Annotated in this window: 20 protein-coding genes and 1 tRNA gene; 8 read left to right on the top strand and 13 right to left on the bottom strand. The window is 26.5% G+C overall.

The window, feature by feature from the left end; translation table 4 throughout:
- Window positions 1-35: 35 nt before the first annotated feature.
- The 8 genes from rpsI to EXC60_RS05950 all read right to left on the bottom strand — a co-directional run bounded on the left by rpsI (window position 36) and on the right by EXC60_RS05950 (window position 6,313).
- Window positions 36-452, bottom strand: a complete 417-nt coding sequence (gene rpsI / locus EXC60_RS00575) for a 30S ribosomal protein S9 (protein WP_024544030.1) — start codon at window positions 450-452, stop codon at window positions 36-38.
- Window positions 452-886 (bottom strand): 50S ribosomal protein L13, encoded by a 435-nt coding sequence (rplM, locus tag EXC60_RS00570; protein WP_024544029.1) that lies wholly within the window; start codon window positions 884-886, stop codon window positions 452-454. Before rplM ends, rpsI begins: the two co-directional genes overlap by 1 nt.
- 115 nt (window positions 887-1,001) lie before the next feature.
- Window positions 1,002-1,673: a 16S rRNA (uracil(1498)-N(3))-methyltransferase gene (locus EXC60_RS00565; RefSeq protein ID WP_024544028.1), complete on the bottom strand. Its 672-nt coding sequence runs from the start codon at window positions 1,671-1,673 to the stop codon at window positions 1,002-1,004.
- Window positions 1,674-1,763: 90 nt separating this feature from the next.
- On the bottom strand, window positions 1,764-2,924 hold the full coding sequence (gene ftsZ / locus EXC60_RS00560) for a cell division protein FtsZ (RefSeq protein ID WP_051327683.1): 1,161 nt from the start codon (window positions 2,922-2,924) through the stop codon (window positions 1,764-1,766).
- 22 nt (window positions 2,925-2,946) lie between these two features.
- Window positions 2,947-4,041 (bottom strand): hypothetical protein, encoded by a 1,095-nt coding sequence (locus EXC60_RS05955; protein WP_024544026.1) that lies wholly within the window; start codon window positions 4,039-4,041, stop codon window positions 2,947-2,949.
- A 3-nt stretch (window positions 4,042-4,044) separates the two neighbouring features.
- Window positions 4,045-4,944 carry a 16S rRNA (cytosine(1402)-N(4))-methyltransferase RsmH gene (rsmH, locus tag EXC60_RS00550; protein WP_024544025.1) on the bottom strand — a complete coding sequence of 300 codons (900 nt, stop codon included), beginning with the start codon at window positions 4,942-4,944 and terminating at the stop codon, window positions 4,045-4,047.
- Complete coding sequence (locus tag EXC60_RS00545; RefSeq protein ID WP_024544024.1) at window positions 4,941-5,381, bottom strand: division/cell wall cluster transcriptional repressor MraZ; 441 nt, start codon at window positions 5,379-5,381, stop codon at window positions 4,941-4,943. Before EXC60_RS00545 ends, rsmH begins: the two co-directional genes overlap by 4 nt.
- Before the next feature lie 161 nt (window positions 5,382-5,542).
- The gene (locus EXC60_RS05950) at window positions 5,543-6,313 is read right to left on the bottom strand and encodes an Abi family protein (RefSeq protein WP_165283160.1); all 771 of its coding nucleotides are present in this window, start codon (window positions 6,311-6,313) and stop codon (window positions 5,543-5,545) included.
- 375 nt (window positions 6,314-6,688) lie between these two features.
- Between EXC60_RS05950 and EXC60_RS00535 the strand changes: the two genes are divergently transcribed.
- From EXC60_RS00535 to lon, 6 genes are all read left to right on the top strand, one after another.
- A tRNA-Thr gene (locus EXC60_RS00535) sits at window positions 6,689-6,764 on the top strand.
- Window positions 6,765-7,072: 308 nt separating this feature from the next.
- A complete protein-coding gene (locus EXC60_RS07020; RefSeq protein WP_277847087.1) occupies window positions 7,073-7,195 on the top strand; it encodes a hypothetical protein in 123 nt (40 codons plus the stop codon).
- Window positions 7,196-7,200: 5 nt separating this feature from the next.
- Window positions 7,201-7,857 (top strand): hypothetical protein, encoded by a 657-nt coding sequence (locus EXC60_RS05945; RefSeq protein ID WP_024544022.1) that lies wholly within the window; start codon window positions 7,201-7,203, stop codon window positions 7,855-7,857.
- An 81-nt stretch (window positions 7,858-7,938) separates the two neighbouring features.
- Complete coding sequence (locus EXC60_RS00525; RefSeq protein ID WP_024544021.1) at window positions 7,939-8,454, top strand: adenine phosphoribosyltransferase; 516 nt, start codon at window positions 7,939-7,941, stop codon at window positions 8,452-8,454.
- A 3-nt stretch (window positions 8,455-8,457) separates the two neighbouring features.
- The gene (gene pepF, locus EXC60_RS00520; protein WP_232612556.1) at window positions 8,458-10,305 is read left to right on the top strand and encodes an oligoendopeptidase F; all 1,848 of its coding nucleotides are present in this window, start codon (window positions 8,458-8,460) and stop codon (window positions 10,303-10,305) included.
- Window positions 10,306-10,438: 133 nt separating this feature from the next.
- Window positions 10,439-12,931 carry an endopeptidase La gene (gene lon, locus EXC60_RS00515; protein WP_024544019.1) on the top strand — a complete coding sequence of 831 codons (2,493 nt, stop codon included), beginning with the start codon at window positions 10,439-10,441 and terminating at the stop codon, window positions 12,929-12,931.
- A gap of 395 nt (window positions 12,932-13,326) precedes the next feature.
- Here lon and hpt read toward each other — a convergent pair whose 3' ends face one another.
- Both hpt and EXC60_RS00505 read right to left on the bottom strand, forming a co-directional pair.
- Window positions 13,327-13,884, bottom strand: coding sequence for a hypoxanthine phosphoribosyltransferase (hpt, locus tag EXC60_RS00510; RefSeq protein WP_029670573.1), 558 nt, complete (start codon window positions 13,882-13,884; stop codon window positions 13,327-13,329).
- Entirely contained in the window at window positions 13,878-14,534 is a 657-nt protein-coding gene (locus EXC60_RS00505; protein WP_024544017.1) for a deoxynucleoside kinase, read from the bottom strand. The genes hpt and EXC60_RS00505 overlap by 7 nt, the downstream gene beginning before the upstream one ends.
- A gap of 152 nt (window positions 14,535-14,686) precedes the next feature.
- On the opposite strand from EXC60_RS00505, the gene EXC60_RS00500 reads away from it, so the two are divergent.
- Window positions 14,687-16,399 (top strand): S41 family peptidase, encoded by a 1,713-nt coding sequence (locus EXC60_RS00500; RefSeq protein WP_165283159.1) that lies wholly within the window; start codon window positions 14,687-14,689, stop codon window positions 16,397-16,399.
- A gap of 89 nt (window positions 16,400-16,488) precedes the next feature.
- Here EXC60_RS00500 and EXC60_RS05940 read toward each other — a convergent pair whose 3' ends face one another.
- The 3 genes from EXC60_RS05940 to EXC60_RS00485 form a co-directional block, all read right to left on the bottom strand.
- Window positions 16,489-17,991 (bottom strand): hypothetical protein, encoded by a 1,503-nt coding sequence (locus tag EXC60_RS05940; protein WP_024544015.1) that lies wholly within the window; start codon window positions 17,989-17,991, stop codon window positions 16,489-16,491.
- A gap of 83 nt (window positions 17,992-18,074) precedes the next feature.
- The gene (gene rpsD / locus EXC60_RS00490; protein WP_024544014.1) at window positions 18,075-18,674 is read right to left on the bottom strand and encodes a 30S ribosomal protein S4; all 600 of its coding nucleotides are present in this window, start codon (window positions 18,672-18,674) and stop codon (window positions 18,075-18,077) included.
- A 187-nt stretch (window positions 18,675-18,861) separates the two neighbouring features.
- Entirely contained in the window at window positions 18,862-19,557 is a 696-nt protein-coding gene (locus EXC60_RS00485) for a potassium channel family protein (protein WP_024544013.1), read from the bottom strand.
- Window positions 19,558-19,777: 220 nt separating this feature from the next.
- Between EXC60_RS00485 and EXC60_RS00480 the strand changes: the two genes are divergently transcribed.
- Window positions 19,778-21,316: a TrkH family potassium uptake protein gene (locus EXC60_RS00480; RefSeq protein WP_232612555.1), complete on the top strand. Its 1,539-nt coding sequence runs from the start codon at window positions 19,778-19,780 to the stop codon at window positions 21,314-21,316.

Genomic DNA, 21,316 nt, shown 5'->3' with positions numbered 1-21,316 from the left:
AACAGATACAATTATACCTGTTTTTTTGAAAATTACTAACGTTTTGAGAATTGACGTGCACGTCTAGCTTTTCTAAGACCATATTTCTTACGTTCTTTAACTCTTGCATCACGAGTTAGAAAGCCAGCATCTTTTAATTTATTACGATATTCATTGTTTGAAGCTTCTAATAAAGCTCTAGCAATTCCTAATCTAATAGCTCCCGCTTGTCCTGTAAGCCCACCACCATTAACATTAGCGATGATATTAAATGTATTAGCAGTATTAGTTACTACAAATGGTGATAATGCATCTTGAATTAAAATATCTGAGTTTAAATATTTTTTAGCATCTTTTTCATTGATTTTAAATTCAACATTACCTGGTTGAATATAAACTCTAGCAACTGATGCTTTACGACGACCTAAACCATAATAACGAATGATTTCTTTTGTTTGTTTTTTAGCTGTCATTATTTAACCTCTAATTTAATTGGTTTTTGTGCTTCTTGTTTGTGTTCTGAAGATGCATATACATATAAGTTTTTAAATTGTTTACGACCTAATTTAGTGTGAGGCAACATTCCTCTTACTGCTTTTTCTACTAATGCTTCAGGATGTTTTTCTCTTAAATCTTTAGCATTAATTTTTTTAAGACCACCAGGGTAACCACTGTGGTGGTAATAAATTTTGTTTTCATCTTTTTTAGCAGTTAATAATACTTCTTTAGCATTAATGACAATTACATTGTCACCCATATCACAGTTTGGAGTGAATGTAGGTTTGTTTTTTCCACGTAATGTAGAAGCAACAGATGCCGCTAGCCTTCCTAATGGAATATTTTTAGCATCAACAATGTATCATTTTTTGTCTACAGTTTGATTATTAACAATTGTAGTTTGACGCATAATTTTGTTCCTTTGTTAAATGTAAAAATTTTGATTAAAAAATAATAATGAAAAATCATGTTCATTATATCATACAAATAAATAACTCAAGACAATAATTTTCACAAATTTTTAGTTATTTATTTAACTTGGAAAGCATATATATTAGTGCGGTTTCAGATCTTAATATGCTTTTGGTCAATGAAACTATTTTAGCATTTTTTTCTAAAGCTTTTTTAATTTCATTAAAATTAAATCCACCTTCTGGACCAACAATACAAATTAAAGTTTTTTCAAAGGATAAATTGTCAAATTTTTCGCTTTTATCTTGCTTTTCATAAGCAATAATTTTTTGGTAAGGATAATCTAAAATTTGATTAAAAGTATGCAATGGTAATAGCTTAGGTATTTTATTGCGAAAAGATTGTTGTGATGCTTCTAAAATAATTTTTTCTAACCTAGATTTATTTTGCATAACATTTAAATTGCTTTTGTCAGTATATTCGGAAACAAAAGGAATAATTTCATTAACACCAAGTTCAGTTGTTTTTTGCAAGGCAAACTCAAAATGTTCTTTTTTTATTAGAGGAATAGCAGCAATAATATTTAAATTAATTTCATGATTAATATCTAATTTTTTAATAATTTTTGCTTTATTAGGAAAAATATATTCACATTCATAAAATTCATTTTGATAATTTATTAAGATATTTTCTTTTTTAATACGTAAAACTTTTAAATGTCTTTGTTGCGCTTCATTTAAAATAAAACAATCATTTTGTTTAACATTAATAAAAAATTTGTACATGATTTGTTATTTTATAATAAAAAAAGAAGAATTACTTCTTCTTCTGATAAGTTTAGGTTCAAATATTTAGAAACAGATTTCTTACATCATCTATTTGTTAAATATATCCGCTAAATCATCACTCATGTTGTTTTTCGTTTGGTTTTGCGAAAAGTCATTTGGAATGTAAGGACTTTTAACTAAAAATTCTTTAGTATGTGAATCCTCAAATTCTATCTCCTCTGTTTTTTCTAAATTCTCAGAAATTTGTTTTTGAATTTCTTCTGGATCTTTAGGAGCATCAGGTTTAAGTCCTGTAGCAATTACAGAAACATATAATTCTCCTAATTTATTAGATTCATCAGAGGTTGTGTTAGTTAAGCCAAAAATGATATTAATATCTCTACCAACAAGTTCACGCATTGCTTTTAAAGCTGCTTGAATTTCATTTAAGGTAACTTCTTTAGAAGCTACAAAATAAACAATTGCATCACTAGCTCCAACAATCGAAGATTCTAAAATTGGAGATGAAATTGCACTAGTAATAGCTTTGGTTGCTCTATCTTGTCCAGATGCGGCGCCAATACCAACAACAGCTTCACCACTTTTTTTAATAATAGTTTCCAAATCGGCAAAATCTAAGTTGATAATGCCAGGAACTGCTATTACATCAATTAATGTTCTAATTGTTTGTTTTAAAACATTGTTTGCACAGATAAATGCATCATTATATGAAACATTACCATATTGCATTAATAACTTATTATTTGAAATAATGATATATGAATCAACATTTTTAATTAATTCATCAATCCCTTCAAGAGCAATTTTGGTTCTTTTAGGGCCTTCAAAATCAAAGGGTGTTGTGACAATAGCAACAACTAATGCACCACATTCTTTGGCAATTTTTGCAATTACAGGAGAAGCTCCAGTACCGGTACCTCCACCCATGCCAGCAGTGATAATAACTAAATCAGATCCCTTCAATCTACTTTTAATTTCATCAGCACTAGCTAAAGCAGCGTTTTTACCAATTTCTGGTTTTGCACCAGCACCTAAACCTTTTTTATCTCCAAGTTGCAAAACAATATTTTTGTCAAATTGTTCAAGGACTTGTCTGTCTGTATTAGCAATAATAAATTCTAATCCATCTAGTTTGGTACCTAATAATGTTTTAACACTATTATTACCACCACCACCAACACCAATAACTTTGATGTTAGCTACTGGATTATAAATTTTTTCTTCTTCTATTTCATGTTCATTATTCATAAGTTATTACCTCATTAAAATTCTACACAAATATAGATTTTCTTTTGCTGATTTTGATATTTCTCAAAATATCAGAATCAATTGTAAAAGTATCAGTTGTTAGCATTGATTTTTGGTCATTTGCATTTAATAATGCAATCATTCCAAGCATTTCATCGCTAATAAATTCACTTTCAGATGCTAAAGAATAGACATTTTGTTTATTAAAAATTATCTTTGCATATTTTTCGATTTCTAAATTGTTTTTAAAATCCCCATAGAAGTTTATGTTAAGTCTTTCAAAATTACTATTTAAATTGTTTTGATTAACAAAATTAGTAATTGTTTGTAAAATAAAATTATAAAACTCATAAATTTCTTTTTTTAAGATGTCTTGTGATAAATTGTTGGTCATAAGATCAACATAATTGTTATTTCATGCTAAGTTTTTCATAAAATAAGCCATTGGCATATTTAAGTTGTATTTAGACATAATTTTGTTAACAAAATCACTAGATCCTAAGTTAAATGAAGAATTTATAATGATATTTTTGTTGTTAATTAGACTTAAAGCTAATGAATTTTCAGATAAATCAACGTATAAGTTGATACTTTCTGCATCATAGCAATTAATTTTAGCTTCTTCATAGTTTAAAATTTGTGCAACAGTTAAATCATTTTGCATTGCAAATTCATAAATCCTTTGTTCAAATTCTAAATCTAGTGAGCTAATTATTGAAATTAATTCAACATTTTTTGTTTTTTCAACAAAGTTAATGTTGACGTTTTTGATAATTTTTTTGTTTTTATTTGCATACATTTGTTCAATCATATTGTTATATGTTGTAAAATCTGCATCTAAAATTTTAGGGATTGAAAAACATTTAGTTTCAATTGTTAATTTTGCATCTGATGAAGTAGATACTAACACAATTACATCAGAAATTCTTCCTTTGATCAATCTTTCAATTTCGTTTTTTGAATTTTTGATAAAAAGTTTTTGTTGATAATCATCATTTTCTAAGCTATTAATACTATTTTTAAAAATCGAAATAGCGTGAACATTGATTTGTTCAACAGCTTCTATTTCTAGTTTGTTTTTCAAAAATTTTAATGTTGTAATAATAGTCTTTTTCATATGTTACTCTTTTGTGATGATTCTAAGTTTTGCACTATGTGCTCTTTTATTTAATGCAATTTCTTGTTCAGAAGGATATATAACCTTTTGACTTCAAAATTTCATATTGGGAATTGGCAATCTTGCAATTCTTGGATCTTGATAGACTCTTTTTTGATAAAACTCTTTCACAATTTTGTCTTCTTTCGAATGGAAAGTTATGATTAAGAGTTTTCCATGCATTTTTAAGATACTTGGAATTTGATCTAAAAGTTCCTTAAGACCATCAAGTTCATCATTTACTGCAATTCTTAGTGCTTGAAATATTTGTTTAGCGGGATTTTTTTGTCTTACTATATAAGCAGGAAGATTTTGCCTTAAAATATCAACTAGTTCAAATGAAGTATTAATTGGGCGATTGTTAATGATAGCTTTCGCAATTTTTTTTGGAAACTTTACATCAGCATTTTTAACAAATAATTCAACTAATTTATCTTCAGAATATTGATTAACAATTTCTTTTGCAGATATAGTATTATCTAAATCCATTCTCATATCCAAATCTGAATTTTGAGAATAACTAAATCCTCTATTTACATTATCAAGTTGTGGACTACTAACACCTAAGTCAGCTAAAATTCCATCAACTGCATATATTCCAATTTTTTCAAGTTCTTGAGTTAAGAACCTAAAATCACTTTTAATTAAAATAAAGTTAGAACTAATTTTTTCAAGAATTTGTTTGCTTTGATTTAAAGCCTCTATGTCTTTATCAAAGCAAATTAGTTTGCCAGTTTTCAATTTTTTTAGAATTTCTTGGCTATGTCCTGCACGACCTAAAGTTAAATCAACATAAATTCCATTGTCTTTAATATCAAGATTGTCAATGACTTCTTGTAATAAGACTGGAAGATGTGTTTCTATAACTTAATACCTTTTAAGGCAAGTTTATCGGCAAGTTTGTCAAGATTTTCTTCATTTTCATAAGTTTTTTCAAAATTGTCATAAACCTCTTTTGCAAAAAGTTCACAATAATTTCCATTTCCTATGAAAACAACATCTTTTTTTATAGTGATTTTTTCAAGTAGATATTTTGGCATAGTAACACGACCTAATTTATCAGGTGATAATTCTTCTGTGTTAGCAAAGATAATTCTTGTTAAGTTACGGAACTCTTTATCTAACATCGAATTTTCACTAATCCGCGCCTTAAATTTTGTAAATTCAGCAGCACTTCTGATCACTAAGCTGTTATCCAAACTTAATGAGATGTAAAAAACATCACCTAATTCCTTCAAAATTTTTGTTGGAATTACGATTCTGTTCTTATCATCAAGGTTTCTGTTAAATTTTCCAAACATTTCCACTTCCTACCACTATACCCTAATTGTAGCGCACAAATTTACCACTTTGCATAAAAAAATGTAAAAATATAAGTTAAATAAAATGCGCACAAGGAAATAAGCATCAAAAAGAAAATTGATAAATCAGAAAAAAGTACAAATTTTTCGCTCACTTAAAATTAATTAATTTTATATATGAAATTAAATGTAGAAAAATGCATAAATTCCAATATTGCATTAAAAATACTTTTGCTTGTAAAACATAACATTGCATTTTTAACATTATTTTTAAATGAGACTAATGATTGCAAAGAATCATCAAAACCCTTCGAAATAATTGAAATCAATCTTACCAAATCAAAAAATCTAAATCTATTTATATTTTCAACTGTAAGATTATTTCTTCTTAGAAAAGCATTTATAGAAATAACTTGGTTGGATTCGTTATCATAATTGTAGAGTACATCAGAATGACAAACTTTATTTCTAATGTCCTTTAACAAATAAAATATACTATTAAATTCACCTCTATTCATTTTGTATTTTACATATGATTTTTCTTGGAAATGTTCTATTACATAATTGAAACAAATAGTATTAAATGATTTTATAATTAACATCAAAATTCCAAAATCTAAAAACAAAACGATTGACCATATTGGCATATAAGTATAATGTGACTTTTCATATTTCTTTGCCAAATTGCTATGCTTTTCTCTTTTAATTTGCTCCAAAATTTCTTCTTTAAGTGATTTTTTGTAATTTGAATTAACTTTGTTTGTAAAAATTTTGTTTCAGGCTTTGTCAGATATCCTTAAAATTCGACCAGCATGAAAATGCCATTTATCTTCACTATCAATAACTGAAACATTTTTTCATTTTTCAAATGTCTTTGCAAATGCTTGAATTACTGAGTTTTGTAAAAATAATCCTAGAAATATTTCTATCAAATTCAAACAAGCTTATTAAATCACTTGAATAAGCATCTTTTTTGTAAACATTTCATGGTCGCAAACCATCTATCAGAAAAAAGTCATTGTAACCATTTATTAGTGTTTGATAATTATATTTTGTTAAATATCATTAAAAAAACACTTTGTTTGATATTTTGAATCCTCTATTTTGCAATAATCTAATTTGTTCATCAACACTAAGAAAATGTTTATTATTTAAGCTTGTGATCTTACTATTGTCCATATTCATATACCTCATTACTATCTTAGTATCTAAATTGTTTATTTGCAAACATTTGAGAAACATTTGTGAAAGTTACTAATTTAAGTAAATAAATAAGATAACAAAATGGTTTGATAAAATAGAAATATGCTGGTTTAGCTCAGTCGGTAGAGCAAGTGATTCGTAATCATTGGGTCGGGAGTTCGATTCTTCTAACCAGCACCATATGCTTATGCTTATATAGTTATAGATAGATTGTTATATCACTATGTAGTGGTATAATTTTATGTATATCAATAATTAATAATAAGGAGAAAAGATAAAAAAATAGATACAATGTTTTTTCTTAGCTTACCAGTCATTTGTACATTGCCTATATCTTTATGTTCACTACAGGCTAATGATTATAATGATGTTATTGCTATAAAACACATTAAAGGGTAACCACTTAAAAAAGTTTTTAATTGAGAAAATGAGTTATATTCAGGTCCAATGATGACAGAAATATTGCGTGAAAAAGGAATTATATAAATATGAAGAAAAATTTAGTTTTGGGGTTAGGTTTTGGGCTTGGCGGTGTTATTGCAACATTATCTATTATACAAATGGGATTAATGGCTTATAACATGAAAATTAATAACAATCAAAAAAAATAAAACCAATGGATGATGAAATTAGAGTGTATGAAGTTATACCCACATTGTTAAATGATGATGCTAAAAAATATTTAGAAGGTGATATAAATCAAATAATTTTTAGAAAAAGTAGTTTGATTAATAAAGATGAAAATTTGATTTCATATAGTTTTACACCTGATTATACGTATTATTGTGGAAACCCCGGTATTTTTTGAAAAGGAACATGCCAAGGAAAACCGCAAATTAATAGAAATTGAGTTAATTTCTTGCCTAAATTAAATAATGAATGAAAATATAACTTACCAAAGACATTGGTTAAAAAATACCCAGAATATTTTCAATATTTAGATAAATATAATGATGGTCCTAGAGATGTTAGCAATAGTGGAAATATATTTGAAATTATAGATAAAGGAACTAACAAAACTTATTGATTGCAAGCTTTTATAAGTTATGAAAAAGATTATGATAACAAAAATTTTGTTATGAAAAAATATAACTATACAACTGATGAAAAACCTAAAAATGCTACATTAGTTCCAAAATATGAAACATATATTGAAACATCACTTGATTTTAAAAAGAAAAAAGGTTATTTAATAATTAAAAATAATCATCCAACCAAACCATTAAATATAAAAGTAGGATTTGACTTTTTTGGTTATGGTGAAAATTATTAAATAATAATAAGACATGCAATTAAACATTGTGTGTTTTATTTTACTTTTTTTAATGCATTTTAAGTCTATAATTGTATGGTTATGAAGTTAAAAAAATATATTAGAACTGTTTATGATTTCCCAAAAAAAGGTATTGAATTTAAAGATATTTCATTGCTTTTAGCAAATGGAAAAGCTTTGCATTACACGATTAATGAAATGGCAAAATTAGCTAAAGATGCAGACATTATTGTAGGTCCTGATGCAAGAGGTTTTTTATTTGGAACACCCGTTGCCGCTAAATTGTCAAAACCTTTTATTATGATAAGAAAGCAAGGTAAATTGCCCGGTGAAGTTAGAAGCTATGATTATGGGCTTGAATATGGTCGCGATATTTTAGAAATTCAAAAAGGTATTGCTAAGAAAGGTCAAAAAGCAGTCATTATTGATGATGTTTTAGCCACAGGCGGTACTTTAAAAGCAATTATTAAATTATTAGAAGCAGAAGGCGTTGAAGTTTTAAGGGTTATTGTTTTAATGGAACTTGAAGGTTTTGATAGTCGCAATATGTTAAATTGCGAAGTTAAAAACTTAATTTATATTAAAAAAGGAGAATAACCTTTGAAAAACATAAAAATTTATAAATCTTATGCTGAAATTGAGCCTGAATATAAATGAGATCTAGATGATATTTTAGAAAATAAACCACTTTCATCTTTAACGGATGAATATTTTTCATTGTTTGATAAATTAATTGAAATAAAAGATTCAAAATATGAAAATATTGAAAATTATTGTGCTTATTTAGAATTAGCAAAAAAATTTAATATCTTATCAAACAAAATTACTAACTATCTTTCAAATAGCTTAAATACAAATTTGATTGATCCTAAAATGAACAAAATTTCTGATGAATTTGAACAAAAGAATCAAGAATATGAAATTAAATTAGGTTCTGAAATTAATCGAATCTCATTACACAAAGATAAAATTTTAAGTTGATTAAATGATGTTAGATTATCTGAAATTAAAAAAGATTTAGAAGCTATATTAGAAAAAAATGAACATAAATTAAGCGATGATGTTGAAAAATATTTAAATGACACAATAACTAGTGAACCCTCAATTGAAGATTTTTTCAATACCTTAACAAATTCAGAACTTGATTTTAAATATGCAATTAGTAAAAATGGTAAAAAGTATAAAATAACGGAATCTTCAAGACATATTTTGCTAAAAAATAAAGATGAGAATGTTAGAAAATCGACATATATTAATTATGCAAATGCATTTTTAATTCATAAACATAGTCTAACCAAGTTTTTATATTCTCATTTTAAAAGACTTTCAACTCAAGCTTTATATCGTAAATATCCATCAACTATTGAAATGTTTCTATCAGAAGATCATGTTAATGAAAATCTTTTAAAAACTTTATATAACTCAATTTCTAATAATATGAATATTTTTGGTAAATACATCAAAGCAAGAAAAATGTTTTTTAACAAAAAATTTCATAAAAAAATGGAAAAATGAGACACATCTTTAGATTTAGTTAATGTTAAAAATACATACACAATTAATGAAATGAAAGAAATTGTAAATAATGCATTATCACTAATGCCTAAACATTACATAAATAAAATTAAAGAAGCTATTAACAATAAATGAGTTGATTATATGGAATGTCCTAATAAAATGTCAGGTGCATATTCAATTGGTGAAAGTTATGGTGTTAATAAGAAATATGTTTTAATGAATTTTGATGGAACATTAAATTCAATTCAAACTTTAGCACATGAACTTGGACATTCAATGCATTCTTATTATTCATGTGCAAATAACAACGTTTTCCGAAGTGAATATCCTTTGATTTTAGCTGAAATTGCATCTATATTTAATGAAATTTTGCTAACAAATTATTTAATTAAGATTGCAAAATCTGATGAAGAAAAATTTTATTTATTAGAACAAAGTATCCAAAATTTTTATGGTACTGTTATTAAACAAGCTGAATGATCAAACTATGAATTTGATTTGTATAACAATATTGATAAAAATGTAACTTATAGTAGTTTTGAAGAATTAGAGGCATTGTTTTTTGAAAATTCAAAAAAATATAGTGTTAAAAAGCAAAAACATTTAAAAAATAATTTGGCAAATATTTATGCAATTATCGTTCCTCATTATTATTATGGATTTTATGTTTATAAATATGCATTAGGATATGTGATTGCAAATGCATTTTATGCAAGAATTAGTAAAGAAAATTTTAATGGCAAAGAAATTGATAATTACATTAATAACTTTTTAAGTGCAGGAGATAGAAATTGACCTGCAGATACTTTAAAAAACTGTGGAATTGATATTTATGACTCACAAATTTATAAAGAAGCATTTCAAATTTTAGATAATCAAATTAATGAATATATTAAATTAGGAAAACAAATTTTTAAAATCAAGAAATAATTTACAATTTTTAGCACTCTCACCAATAAAGTGCTAAAATAATTCTATATTTATAGGCCTTCGAAGTGGAGAATGTGTTGCTAAAAAGGATATAAATAGAGAGATATATGTGATTACATAGAGGAGGTAAAGTATGAAATTACCATATATAGCAATTAAAAAACAAGTTATCTTCCCGTATAGCACAGATTCAATTAAAGTTGGAAAAGCTAGGTCGGTAGAAGCTTTTGAATATGCAAAAAATAATAATCCAAAAGCAACTCGCTTAGTGATTGTTTTTCTTAATGAAAATGCTGATAATAGCAATAAAATCTCATTAAAAGATATTTATCAAAATGGTGTACTTGCAACAGTTACTAAAAGTTCAAAGAAAAATTCAATTTGAAATATTGAACTTAAAGCAAATGAACTTGTAAAGATTAAATCATTTAATAATGATGTTAGTTTTGAAGATGAACCTTTGTTAGTTGAATATGAACATGTTAAATTTAAAAATGATCTAAAAGCATTAGAATCATATCGTAATCAATTAAATGTTTTAGCAACAAAAGCTAAGTCAAGTAAAGCAATTCCTGAAGATCCAATGCAATATGTTCCTCAATCAACATCTGCAATTACATTTATTGAAAATCTAACAAATGCAGAATATGATGATGTTGAAAAACATGATGTTAATACTTGAAGAATTATTGAACAAATTCAAGGCGATTTAACATTAGCAGATAAATACAAACTAATTGACAATCTAGATATTGCTAAACGTTATGAAACTATTATTGAAAAACTTTCAACTAAAATTAATCTAAATAAAATTGAAAATGAAATCAATAACACAATGCGTGGTGATTTAGAAGAGCAACAACGCGACTTTTTGCTTCGTGAAAAAATGCGTCAAATTAAAAAGATGCTTAAAGAAGATGATAGTTCTAAAGAACTTGAAAAAATTCTTAAAGATTCAGAACGTGCAAAACAATTTCCTAAATATGTTTTAGACACAATTCAATCAGAACAAGCTAGAATGGCTTCGATGATGCCATCAAGCCCAGAAGCAAATACTGCTAAAACATATATCGATTTATTACTTGCTATGCCTTGGAGAAAGGTAAGCAAAGAAATTTTGGATATTGAAAATGTTCGTAAAGTTTTGGATAAGCATCATTATGGTTTGCAAAAACCTAAAGAAAGAATCTTAGAATTTATTTCAGTTTTAACACATACACAAGCAAAAGAACCTGAAAATACTTACCTTCCAATTAAAGATGATCCTGAAAATTTTATTGATACAAAATTGTTTATTAATAAATCTGGAACTGTAACTAATGAAGCAGTTAATAATATTCCTATATTAACTTTAATTGGTCCTCCAGGAGTTGGAAAAACTACTTTGGCTAAATCAATTGCCGAAGCTTTAAATCGTAAATTTATTAAAGTTTCATTAGGTGGTGTTAAAGATGAAGCTGAAATTAGAGGTCATAGAAGAACATATGTTGGAGCATTACCTGGAAAAATTATTACTGCAATTAAAAAAGCAGGTGTTTCAAATCCAGTTATTTTGCTAGACGAAATTGACAAAATGTCTGCTGATTTTAGGGGAGATCCTGTATCTGCAATGCTAGAAGTATTAGACCCTGAACAAAATACAAATTTTCAAGATCATTATCTAGATTTAGAATATGACCTTTCAAAAGTATTATTTATTGCAACAGCTAACTATTATGATTCAATTCCTGCACCTTTGATTGACCGTGTTGAGCTTTTGGAGCTTTCAACTTATACAACAATTGAAAAATTGCAAATTGCTAAAACACATTTAATGCCTAAAATTCTTTCACAAAATAAATTAACAGAAAAGCAATTTCAAATCAAAGATGATGTTATTGAATTTATCATTAGAAATTACACTCGTGAAAGTGGTGTTCGTGAACTAAAAAGATTATTAGATACAATTGCTAGAAAAATAGTTGTTAAAATCTTAGATAAAAAAGTTAAAGATGAATTTGTTGTAACCAAAGATATTGCTAAAGAATTTTTAGGGCCTATTAGATTTAAAGAAGATGAAAATGAAAACATCGCTCAAGTTGGTGTTGTCAATGGACTTGCATATACAAGTTATGGTGGTTCTACTTTAGCTATTGAAGTAACAACTTTCCCGGGTAAAGATGGTTTAAGATTAACAGGTTCTTTAAAAGACGTTATGAAAGAATCTGCCCAAATTGCTTTAGCATATGTACGCCATAATGCTAAAAAATTTGATATAGACTTTGACTTTGATAATAATTCAATTCATATTCACGTTCCTGAAGGTGCTGTTCCTAAAGATGGACCTTCTGCCGGTGTTACATTTACAACTTCTATAATTAGTGCATTGTCTCATAAACCAGTTCCCGCAAATATTGGTATGACTGGTGAAATCACTTTACGTGGAAAAGTATTACCGATTGGAGGTTTAAAAGAAAAATCATTAGCGGCTGCTCAATTTGGTATTAAGAAAATCTTTATTCCTTATGACAATGAACGCAATCTAATTGATGTTCCTGAAGAAGTTAAAAAAGAAGTTAAATTTATTCCTGTCAAATATTACGATGAAATTTATGAAGCTATTTTTAAGGGCAAGCCTTCAAAATAATTAAATTTTTAAGATCCGGATTTTGTCCGGATTTTTTTGCAAGGACGTAAAATTTTATGGTCATTATTACTTTGAAAAAAATGAACACAAAATTGTTATTTTGGGTTCAAATTTGCAATTTATCAATAATTTTTTAATGTTATAATGTAGTTATCTTTTTTAAAACAAAGTACATCAATGCTAATGCTGAGTTCAGTATCCGCTTGGTGTATTTTTTTATATACCAATTTTTTTCAAGTGGAAGTTGACTTTTACGCTAATGAAATAAAAACCACAGCTACTTGATCGCTGTGGCCAACCCACCATTTTCTAACAGTTCCTTATTAAATTATGTTGATAATTTTTAGCAAAAATTTAAGTAATTAATAAGTTACCTTATTAAGGTAAAACATTAATTATTTTGCAATAATCTCTTTTTTAATTACACCTATATAAGGCAATTGTCTTAATTTTTCTTCCCAATCAAAACCAAAGCCAACAACAAATTGATCTTTTTTAATTTCAAAACCAAATTTGTCTGGTTCAAATGAAACTTTTCGGTTTGATGGTTTATTTAGTAAGGTCAAAACTCTAAAACTTTTAGGGTTTCTTGATTTTAATAAATTAGATACTTTTTGCATAGTTTTCCCGGTATCAATTATATCTTCAACTACTAACACGTCTTTGTCAACAATATCATTAGCTAAATCTAAAATAATTTTAACAGATCCATCATTAGAAGTGCCACCACCATATGAACTTACTGTCATAAAATCAATAATAATATCAATATCAATGCTTTTAATAAGTTGTGCAAAAAAAGGAAAACTCCCTTTTAAAAGTCCAATAACAATTAAATTTTTACTATTCTTATATGTCTTGTTTACTCAAATGCTTAATTCTTTAATCTTTACTTCTAATTGTTCTTGGGTAAATAAAACATAATCAATAATATCTTTTTCTAACTCTAACATTGTTTTCCTATTTCATTGTTAATAATTTCAATTGCTTTATGCATTACTTCTTTTTCAGTTAAATTATTAGTATCAATTACATAATATTTAAGTCCAAATCTTCCAGCAATTTCTTTGAAAATCTTGAAATAGTTTGCATATAACTCTTCAAAATAGGCCTTGTTTTGTTCAAAATTATTTACTTCAGAATCGCGACCGCGTTCGAAAATTCTTTTCTTAAAAGTATCAAAAGATATGTCTAAATAAATAGCAAAATCAGGCAATTCAGTCTTTCTAATTAAATGTTGAAATAAAGCATCATAGCCTTGTAAATATTTCATTGATTTTTTTGACAAAATTAATTTCGCAAAAACATAATGTTCAATTGAAAACCTATCTAATAGAATTAAATCTTTTTTTGGATCTAATTTTTGTTTTTTGAATTCTTCAATAATCATTTCAAATTTTGCAGAATGGTTTTCTACAATGTATGATTGAAATCCAATTGTTAAATTTGGTTTATTTTCATATAACCATTTTAAAAATGTGTTAAATACTTCGTCATCTTCTTCAAACTCATGCAATAATAATGATTTATCATAATATTTATGCAATTTTTCGGTCAAGCTACTTTTGCCAGCAGCTATCATTCCACTTATTCCAACAACCATAGTTCTCCTCTTATTTTTGTATTCTTGTAAAATATAGTTTTTATTTTATATAAAAAAATTAATGTTTTTTACAAAAAAATATAAATTTTCATGCATATATTTTAATTTCAAATAAGATGCAAAAATTATTAAAAATGTTTAAAATGATAAATATGAAAACAAATAAAAAATTTATAATTTTACCAGCCCTTTTTTTGACTAGCTTTGCACCATTATTTGCAATGTCATGTGACAAAATGCAAAATGATAATAGTAAAAACATTATTAAAGAAGAAGTTGATTTTGTACCTTATGGGCAAGAATATTTAGTTAGACATAGTAGAATGTCTTTATATTATGTTGATCAAAAACTTTTGCCTTATGTAGAAATTTCTGAGATGATAAATACTTTAAATGGTTTTTTAAATGCAAATAGCATTTGAGCTTTTAAAAATATTTTTACTAATTCAAAATCTTACTATAATGGTTCACTTAAACTAAAAGTTAATTGGCTGCATAATACAATTACTGTAAAGAAATTAGATTTTTTTAATTTTACAAATGATACAAACAACACAAATTACTCACATTATCTAAAATATACCGGGATAAATTACATAGATTACGGCAAAGATGAAATCCAATTTAATTTAAATGACTATGGTTTTGATATTTTATACTACAAAGGTAAAGTTTTAATCCCTTTAGCTATTTTTAATGCTTTGTTTTGCGCTAATAATTACTATAGTCTTTATTATAATGGTAGCAAAGTAATAGGAACTGAATTTTGATTAAGCGACAAAATAAATAATATTGAGAGACTGAAAGATGGTGCTTATACTATTTATGAATCTGCTAAATGAATTACAGAAGAATATAGAAAACACAATTTAAATTATTTGAATTTTGTCTTTGATTATTTTTATGGTCTTAAAGATGCAAAAAATATCATCAAAACTAATGATTTTATTAGTCAAGAAATGAAAAATAGAATTCTTTCTTTAAATGTTGATGATAATAATGAAGGATATGCAAAATTCTTATTTGGTAAATTAGATGATTTACATACAAGTATGACGATGCTATCTTTCTTCAACCAAAAAAATAATAAACTTTCTATGTTAAATCCAAACTTTATAAAAAGTAATAAAAACACTAAATATAATAACTTGTTAACAAAATTAACTATGACTAGAAAAGTTTATCATAACATTGAAGAAGACTCAGATGATATTAGGTTTAAAGGCAATACTGCTATTATTACATTAAATAGTTTCAAAACGGGAACTAAAGAAGAAATTAATAGCTCTGATGGTTGAAAATATGATTCATATTTCTTTATGAAAAAAGCAATGAATGAAATTAAAAATCATGGTGAAATAAAAAATATTGTTTTAGATTTATCGACAAATGGTGGTGGTAATGTTTCTGCTATGAGAAGAGTTTTAGGGTTTTTAACAAATAACGAAATTCATACTTATACAAGAAATTCTTTATCTCATGAAATATATAAAATTTCAACAAAAACTGATACAAACGGTGATGGATTATATAATGAAAATGATGGTTATGGTGAATATAAATGATATGTTTTAACAAGTTTTAACACTTTTAGTGCAGCAAATGAATTTACTGCTGTTGCTAAAGATATGGGTATTGCTACAATTATTGGTGAAAAATCTGGTGGTGGAATGTGTAGCATAATGCCTATGGTTTTACCCGATGGAACAACAAGTGTTATAAGTTCGAATAATCAAGGTATTTTGTATAATCCAAAAACAAAAGAAGTTGCTGAAATTGAAGATGGTATTGAACCAAATTATGCTTATTTGCAAGATGATTTTTATGATGATAATAAATTAACAGCTTTCATTGATTCTCTTTAAAAAGTTATTTTTCATATAATAGTCTTTAGTATTTTCAAAGACAAAAAATAGCATTTTAAATGCCATTATTTTATTGTTTTAAAATTGATTTATCCGTTATAGCCTACAAATTTCTTAAATTCAATTCAAGCGGAAGTAGTTTTATCTTCATCATCACCTGCAATAATATCATTTTGTTTTCCTAATTTTTCAGGACTATCACCTGCTAATGCTAAATCCTCTATTTTATTAGTTTCTAACATTTTTTGTAAGGCAGTTGTATGTCTTATTGCAGAAGCTCATTTATCAAACTTTTCAAAATAAGGATCATCTTTATGATTGGTAGTTAATTCTTCGGATGAAATTTGATTAAATAAAGTAGTAATTTGTTCATTTTCATCTATAGAAATTTCATTTTGCTTTTTCAAAAATACATCGTAGTATGAAAGTTCTTTTTTACCATTAACTTCTTGTTCAAATCATTTCTCTAAATGTACAATTCCAGGATGTCCTTTATAAAAAATATTATGAGTCTTGCCATATTTATTAACCAAAGAAAGTAAATGATTTTTTTCAACATCAACAAATTCAGCACTGCTTCCTAAATAAATCAAACTCTTTTTACCATTTTTTGCTTTTTGGTCTTTAACTTTTTTAACTTCTTTTTTTCAATCTTGACCAGTTATTTTTGACCACCATTCCACTGAAAGTCTTTTGTTATTTTTGTCTCTAGCGGTAAATAATGCATTCTTAATTTCATAGCCTTTATCATATGAATAAGGTTTGATATTTAATCCTAATTTTTGAAAATATAAAACTTCGTCCAAATCATTATAAAATGCATGAAATTTTTCCATAATATTAGGCATTAAAATATAACTACAAGTAGATCAGGAATAAGTTATAGGCATTTTAGCTAGTTTATGAGTATCTTGATTAATGTAATATTTGACAGCTTTTTCGAAATCATTATGATAATTTTTTAGCATTGAGGATGCATCATTTAATGCAATCATATTAACATTATTTAATTCAGCAAGTTGATATCACACTTTATTTAACACATGGTAACTATTAACTCAAACATTAATTTTTTTGTTAGGGTATTTTTTAATACCTTCTTTTATTGCATTAGCAACATGATCTCAAACAGTACTTGAAAAAAATTTTCCTGGAATTGAAATTACATGTGAAGCTTTTTGCAAAGCATCGATTTCAGCTTTTTCTTCTTCTGTTTTTCCTTCATTTTTACGTTGATTTTGTAAAAAATCTTCAAAAGTGTCTTTTTGAATTATATTATGAAAGTCCATTCCATGAACTTCAGGTGAATAATAGTACATAACCTGCTTTTTGGCTAGCATCGCAAGCCTTATTGTTTCATAAAATGGTTGAACGCCAGGTGCATAAAACATATTAATATCTGCATCATCTAAAATGCTATCAATATTTTTTGTTTTATCTTCTGTTGGAAATGTGATATCTTTGGTTGAGTAATTTATAGCAGTTTCATTGTATTTTTTATCATTGCACGATAATGAAATTATTGTAATTGGTGATGTTGCAATAGTAATTGCTCCCGCTAGTAGAATAATCTTTGATTTTTTTAATTTCATAAATTTCCCCTTATTTTTAATCTATTTATTAATATTTTAGTAAATTTTAGGAAATAAAAAAGCCAAAAGGTGGCTTTCATATCTTAACGGTTGTAATATTCAACAATTAAAGCATCATTAATTTCTTTAGCAAATTCATTTCTTTCTGGAAGACGTGTGAATGTTGCAGTATTTTTTTCTCTTTTTAATCATGGAGAGATTGTCATAACTTCGGATGCAGCAACAACTTCTTTGTTATTTTCTAAAGAAGGTTTAAGTTCAATTTTTGCTCCTACAGGAATAATCATTGAAGGAATATCTGCTTTATGACCATTCACTAAAAAATGACCATGAGTTACAAATTGACGTGCTTGAGCTCTGGTTCTTGCAAAACCTGCTCTAAATACTAAATTGTCTAATCTCGATTCAATCATTTGAAGTAAGATAACACCAGTAACACCTTTTTTCTTAGATGCAGAAATAAATAAGTTTTTAAATTGTCTTTCATTTAAACCATACATATATCTGACTTTTTGTTTTTCATACAAGTGAAGTTGATAATCAGAAGGTTTAACTCTTTTAGCACCATGTTGACCAGGTGCAGTGGTTCTTTTTTTACCTTTTGAAAATTCTTTGTTATTTTCTAATAATGAAATGCCAAAACGTCTACTACGTTTGAACATTGATCCTAAATATCTTGACATATTTTACCTTTCATATGCAAAGACTTTTAATAGCTCTTTTTACTAGTTTTTATTCTAATGGTTTCGGCATCCAGCTAATCTTACTTCCAAATTTAAAGCAAAATAAAAAATTTATAAAATGCTATCACGCTGTGTCTATTGCGCTATACATTTTACACTATTTTGCAGAATTTATCTTATTAAGATACTATTTTTTTTCTTTTTCCGAGGCACATAAATCAAAAATATCAATTACATCATCTGTAGCACCAACAATTGTAATTAAATCATCTTTTTGCAAAGTAAATGTTCCTGCAGGTAAAAATGACCTTGTTCCTCTTTTAACAATAACAATTAGCACTTCGTGTTGTTCTCTAAAGCGTAAATCTTTAATCATTTTGCCAATTAATGCAGGATTTTTAATATAAGTAGAACCTGTTACATAGCCATCTTGAAGCTCAACAACCATTTGCGAATATAAAGTAAAACTTGGATTTGCAACCAATAAAGCAGCTCTTTGTCCAGCTTCTTCTTCGGGGCTAATAATAATATTAACTCCAATTTGTTTTAAAACATTAGCATGACGTTTTGAATTTGCTCTTGCAATAATTTTTTTAGCACCAACTTCTGATAGTGCGGCAGTAATTTCAATATTATCAGATGTTGCAACAATAACAACATCAAAATCAACTACATTAATAGCTTCTAAAGTTTTACGTTCTGCAGCATCTGCAACATAAATTGCATTAACTTCGTCTTTAAATGGAATTAAATGTTTTTCATCCTTATCAATTAAAACTAATTTAATTTTATTTTTCTTATCTTTTAAAAGTTGGTCTGCAATAGCAGAACCAAATCTACCTAATCCAATAATACAAATTTCACGACTTTTTTTTGTTGCCATTTTTACCTTCTTAACAAAATAATTGTATCTATATTTTACCACAACCTTATTTTGTAAATTGTATGCTTAAAAATAAATTTGGTGGTATTAAAAACATTAATTTATCCAAAAAATGTCTTAGATTCACATAACACTTATATATATCTTTATATATAAAATCATAAATTTTTACTTTTTTAAGAAAATAGTATAATTATGACCTATGAAAAGAGATAGCAAAATGAAAAAGAATAATTGATTTTTGATGTTCTTTCGCAGAATGGGAATTATTAAATATATCTTTTTGGTGTATATCTTAATTACCATCATAATTTCGCTTTTTTTGTTTTGACCTATCACTCACAACAAAACATTTTTAAAAGATAATAGTATCAGCATCAAATATTCTGATGCATTTTTCTTAGCAGCCTCCGCGTTTAGCAATACAGGCTTATCTTCAATTCCGGGTGGACTTTTGGGGTTTAATCAATTTGGGCAATTTCTAATTGCATTGTCTATTATGGTTGGAGGGTTAGGAATTTTTACTCTAAAAGTTTATATTTTACAAAACATATTTGGCATTAAATTAACTGTTTTTAATGGACAACTTTCACAAATGGAACGTGGTGGAAATACAATTGGTGAAACTAAAAAAATTATTAAAGTTTCAATTACAACAATGCTAATTACTTTATTTGTTTTATCAGTTGTTTTCACAATCATTTTTTACACATCACCTTATGGCAAATTTGATACAACTAAGTTTAACCAAAACCGTGTTGTTGACAATATAACTATGTTTAATCCTTATGAAGTTACATCTCAAAATCCAAAAGGCGATTTTACAAAATCAATTAGATATGGAATTTTCCATGCAATATCATCTTTAAATAATGCTGGATTAGATATTATTGGACGTAAAAGCTTAGCACCTTATAGTGAAGAATATGCCTTACAAATTTTTACATTAATTGCAATTTTTATTGGTGGAGTTGGCTATCCTGTGATCTATGACTTTTATGCAAAAATTAAAAGCTTTAGAAAAAATGAAAATGCACATTGTTTATCGCTATTCACAAAATTAACATTAGTAACTTATTTAATTGTTTCATGTGTTGGTTTATTGTTAACATTTATTTTTGAATGTAGCACAAAAAATAAAACAAGGTTTTGAAACCAAAGTGAATATGGAGGAAATTGAGAAAAAACATTTGCAACTTTCTTTCAAACAATGTCAACAAGATCAGCCGGCTTTAGTACCATAGATTATTATCATTTTACAAATCAAAGTATTGTTGTTCACTCAATTTTAATGTTTATAGGATTTTCACCTGCATCAACTGCTGGCGGTATTAGAAACCTAACATTGTCGATATTATTCTTAAGTATGATTTCTACTTTATTAGGTCGTAGATCTGTTAATGTTTTCAAAAGACAAATTGGAAAAGAAACACTTATTAAAGCAATTAACATCTTTACAATTGGTATTATCTTAATTTTGATCGGTACATTAGTAGTTTATTCATCTTATACTCCAACACATTTAGGTCAAAAAGAATTTACGATGGTTCATGCATTATTTGAAATCTGTTCAGCATTTGGAAGCTCGGGGCTTTCGGTAGGTGTAACACCAAATGTAAATATATTAGGAAAAATATTTTTAATAACATATATGATTATTGGACAACTTGGAATTCAACAAACTATTTTGATTTGGGCAAAAAACAGAACAAACGTGGAACATTATCATTACATTTATGAAGATGTTGCACTTGGATAA

Source organism: Metamycoplasma salivarium (genome assembly GCF_900660445.2).
GTDB lineage: Bacteria > Bacillota_I > Bacilli_A > Mycoplasmatales > Metamycoplasmataceae > Metamycoplasma > Metamycoplasma salivarium.
This window is presented reverse-complemented; position numbering and strand designations above follow the sequence as displayed.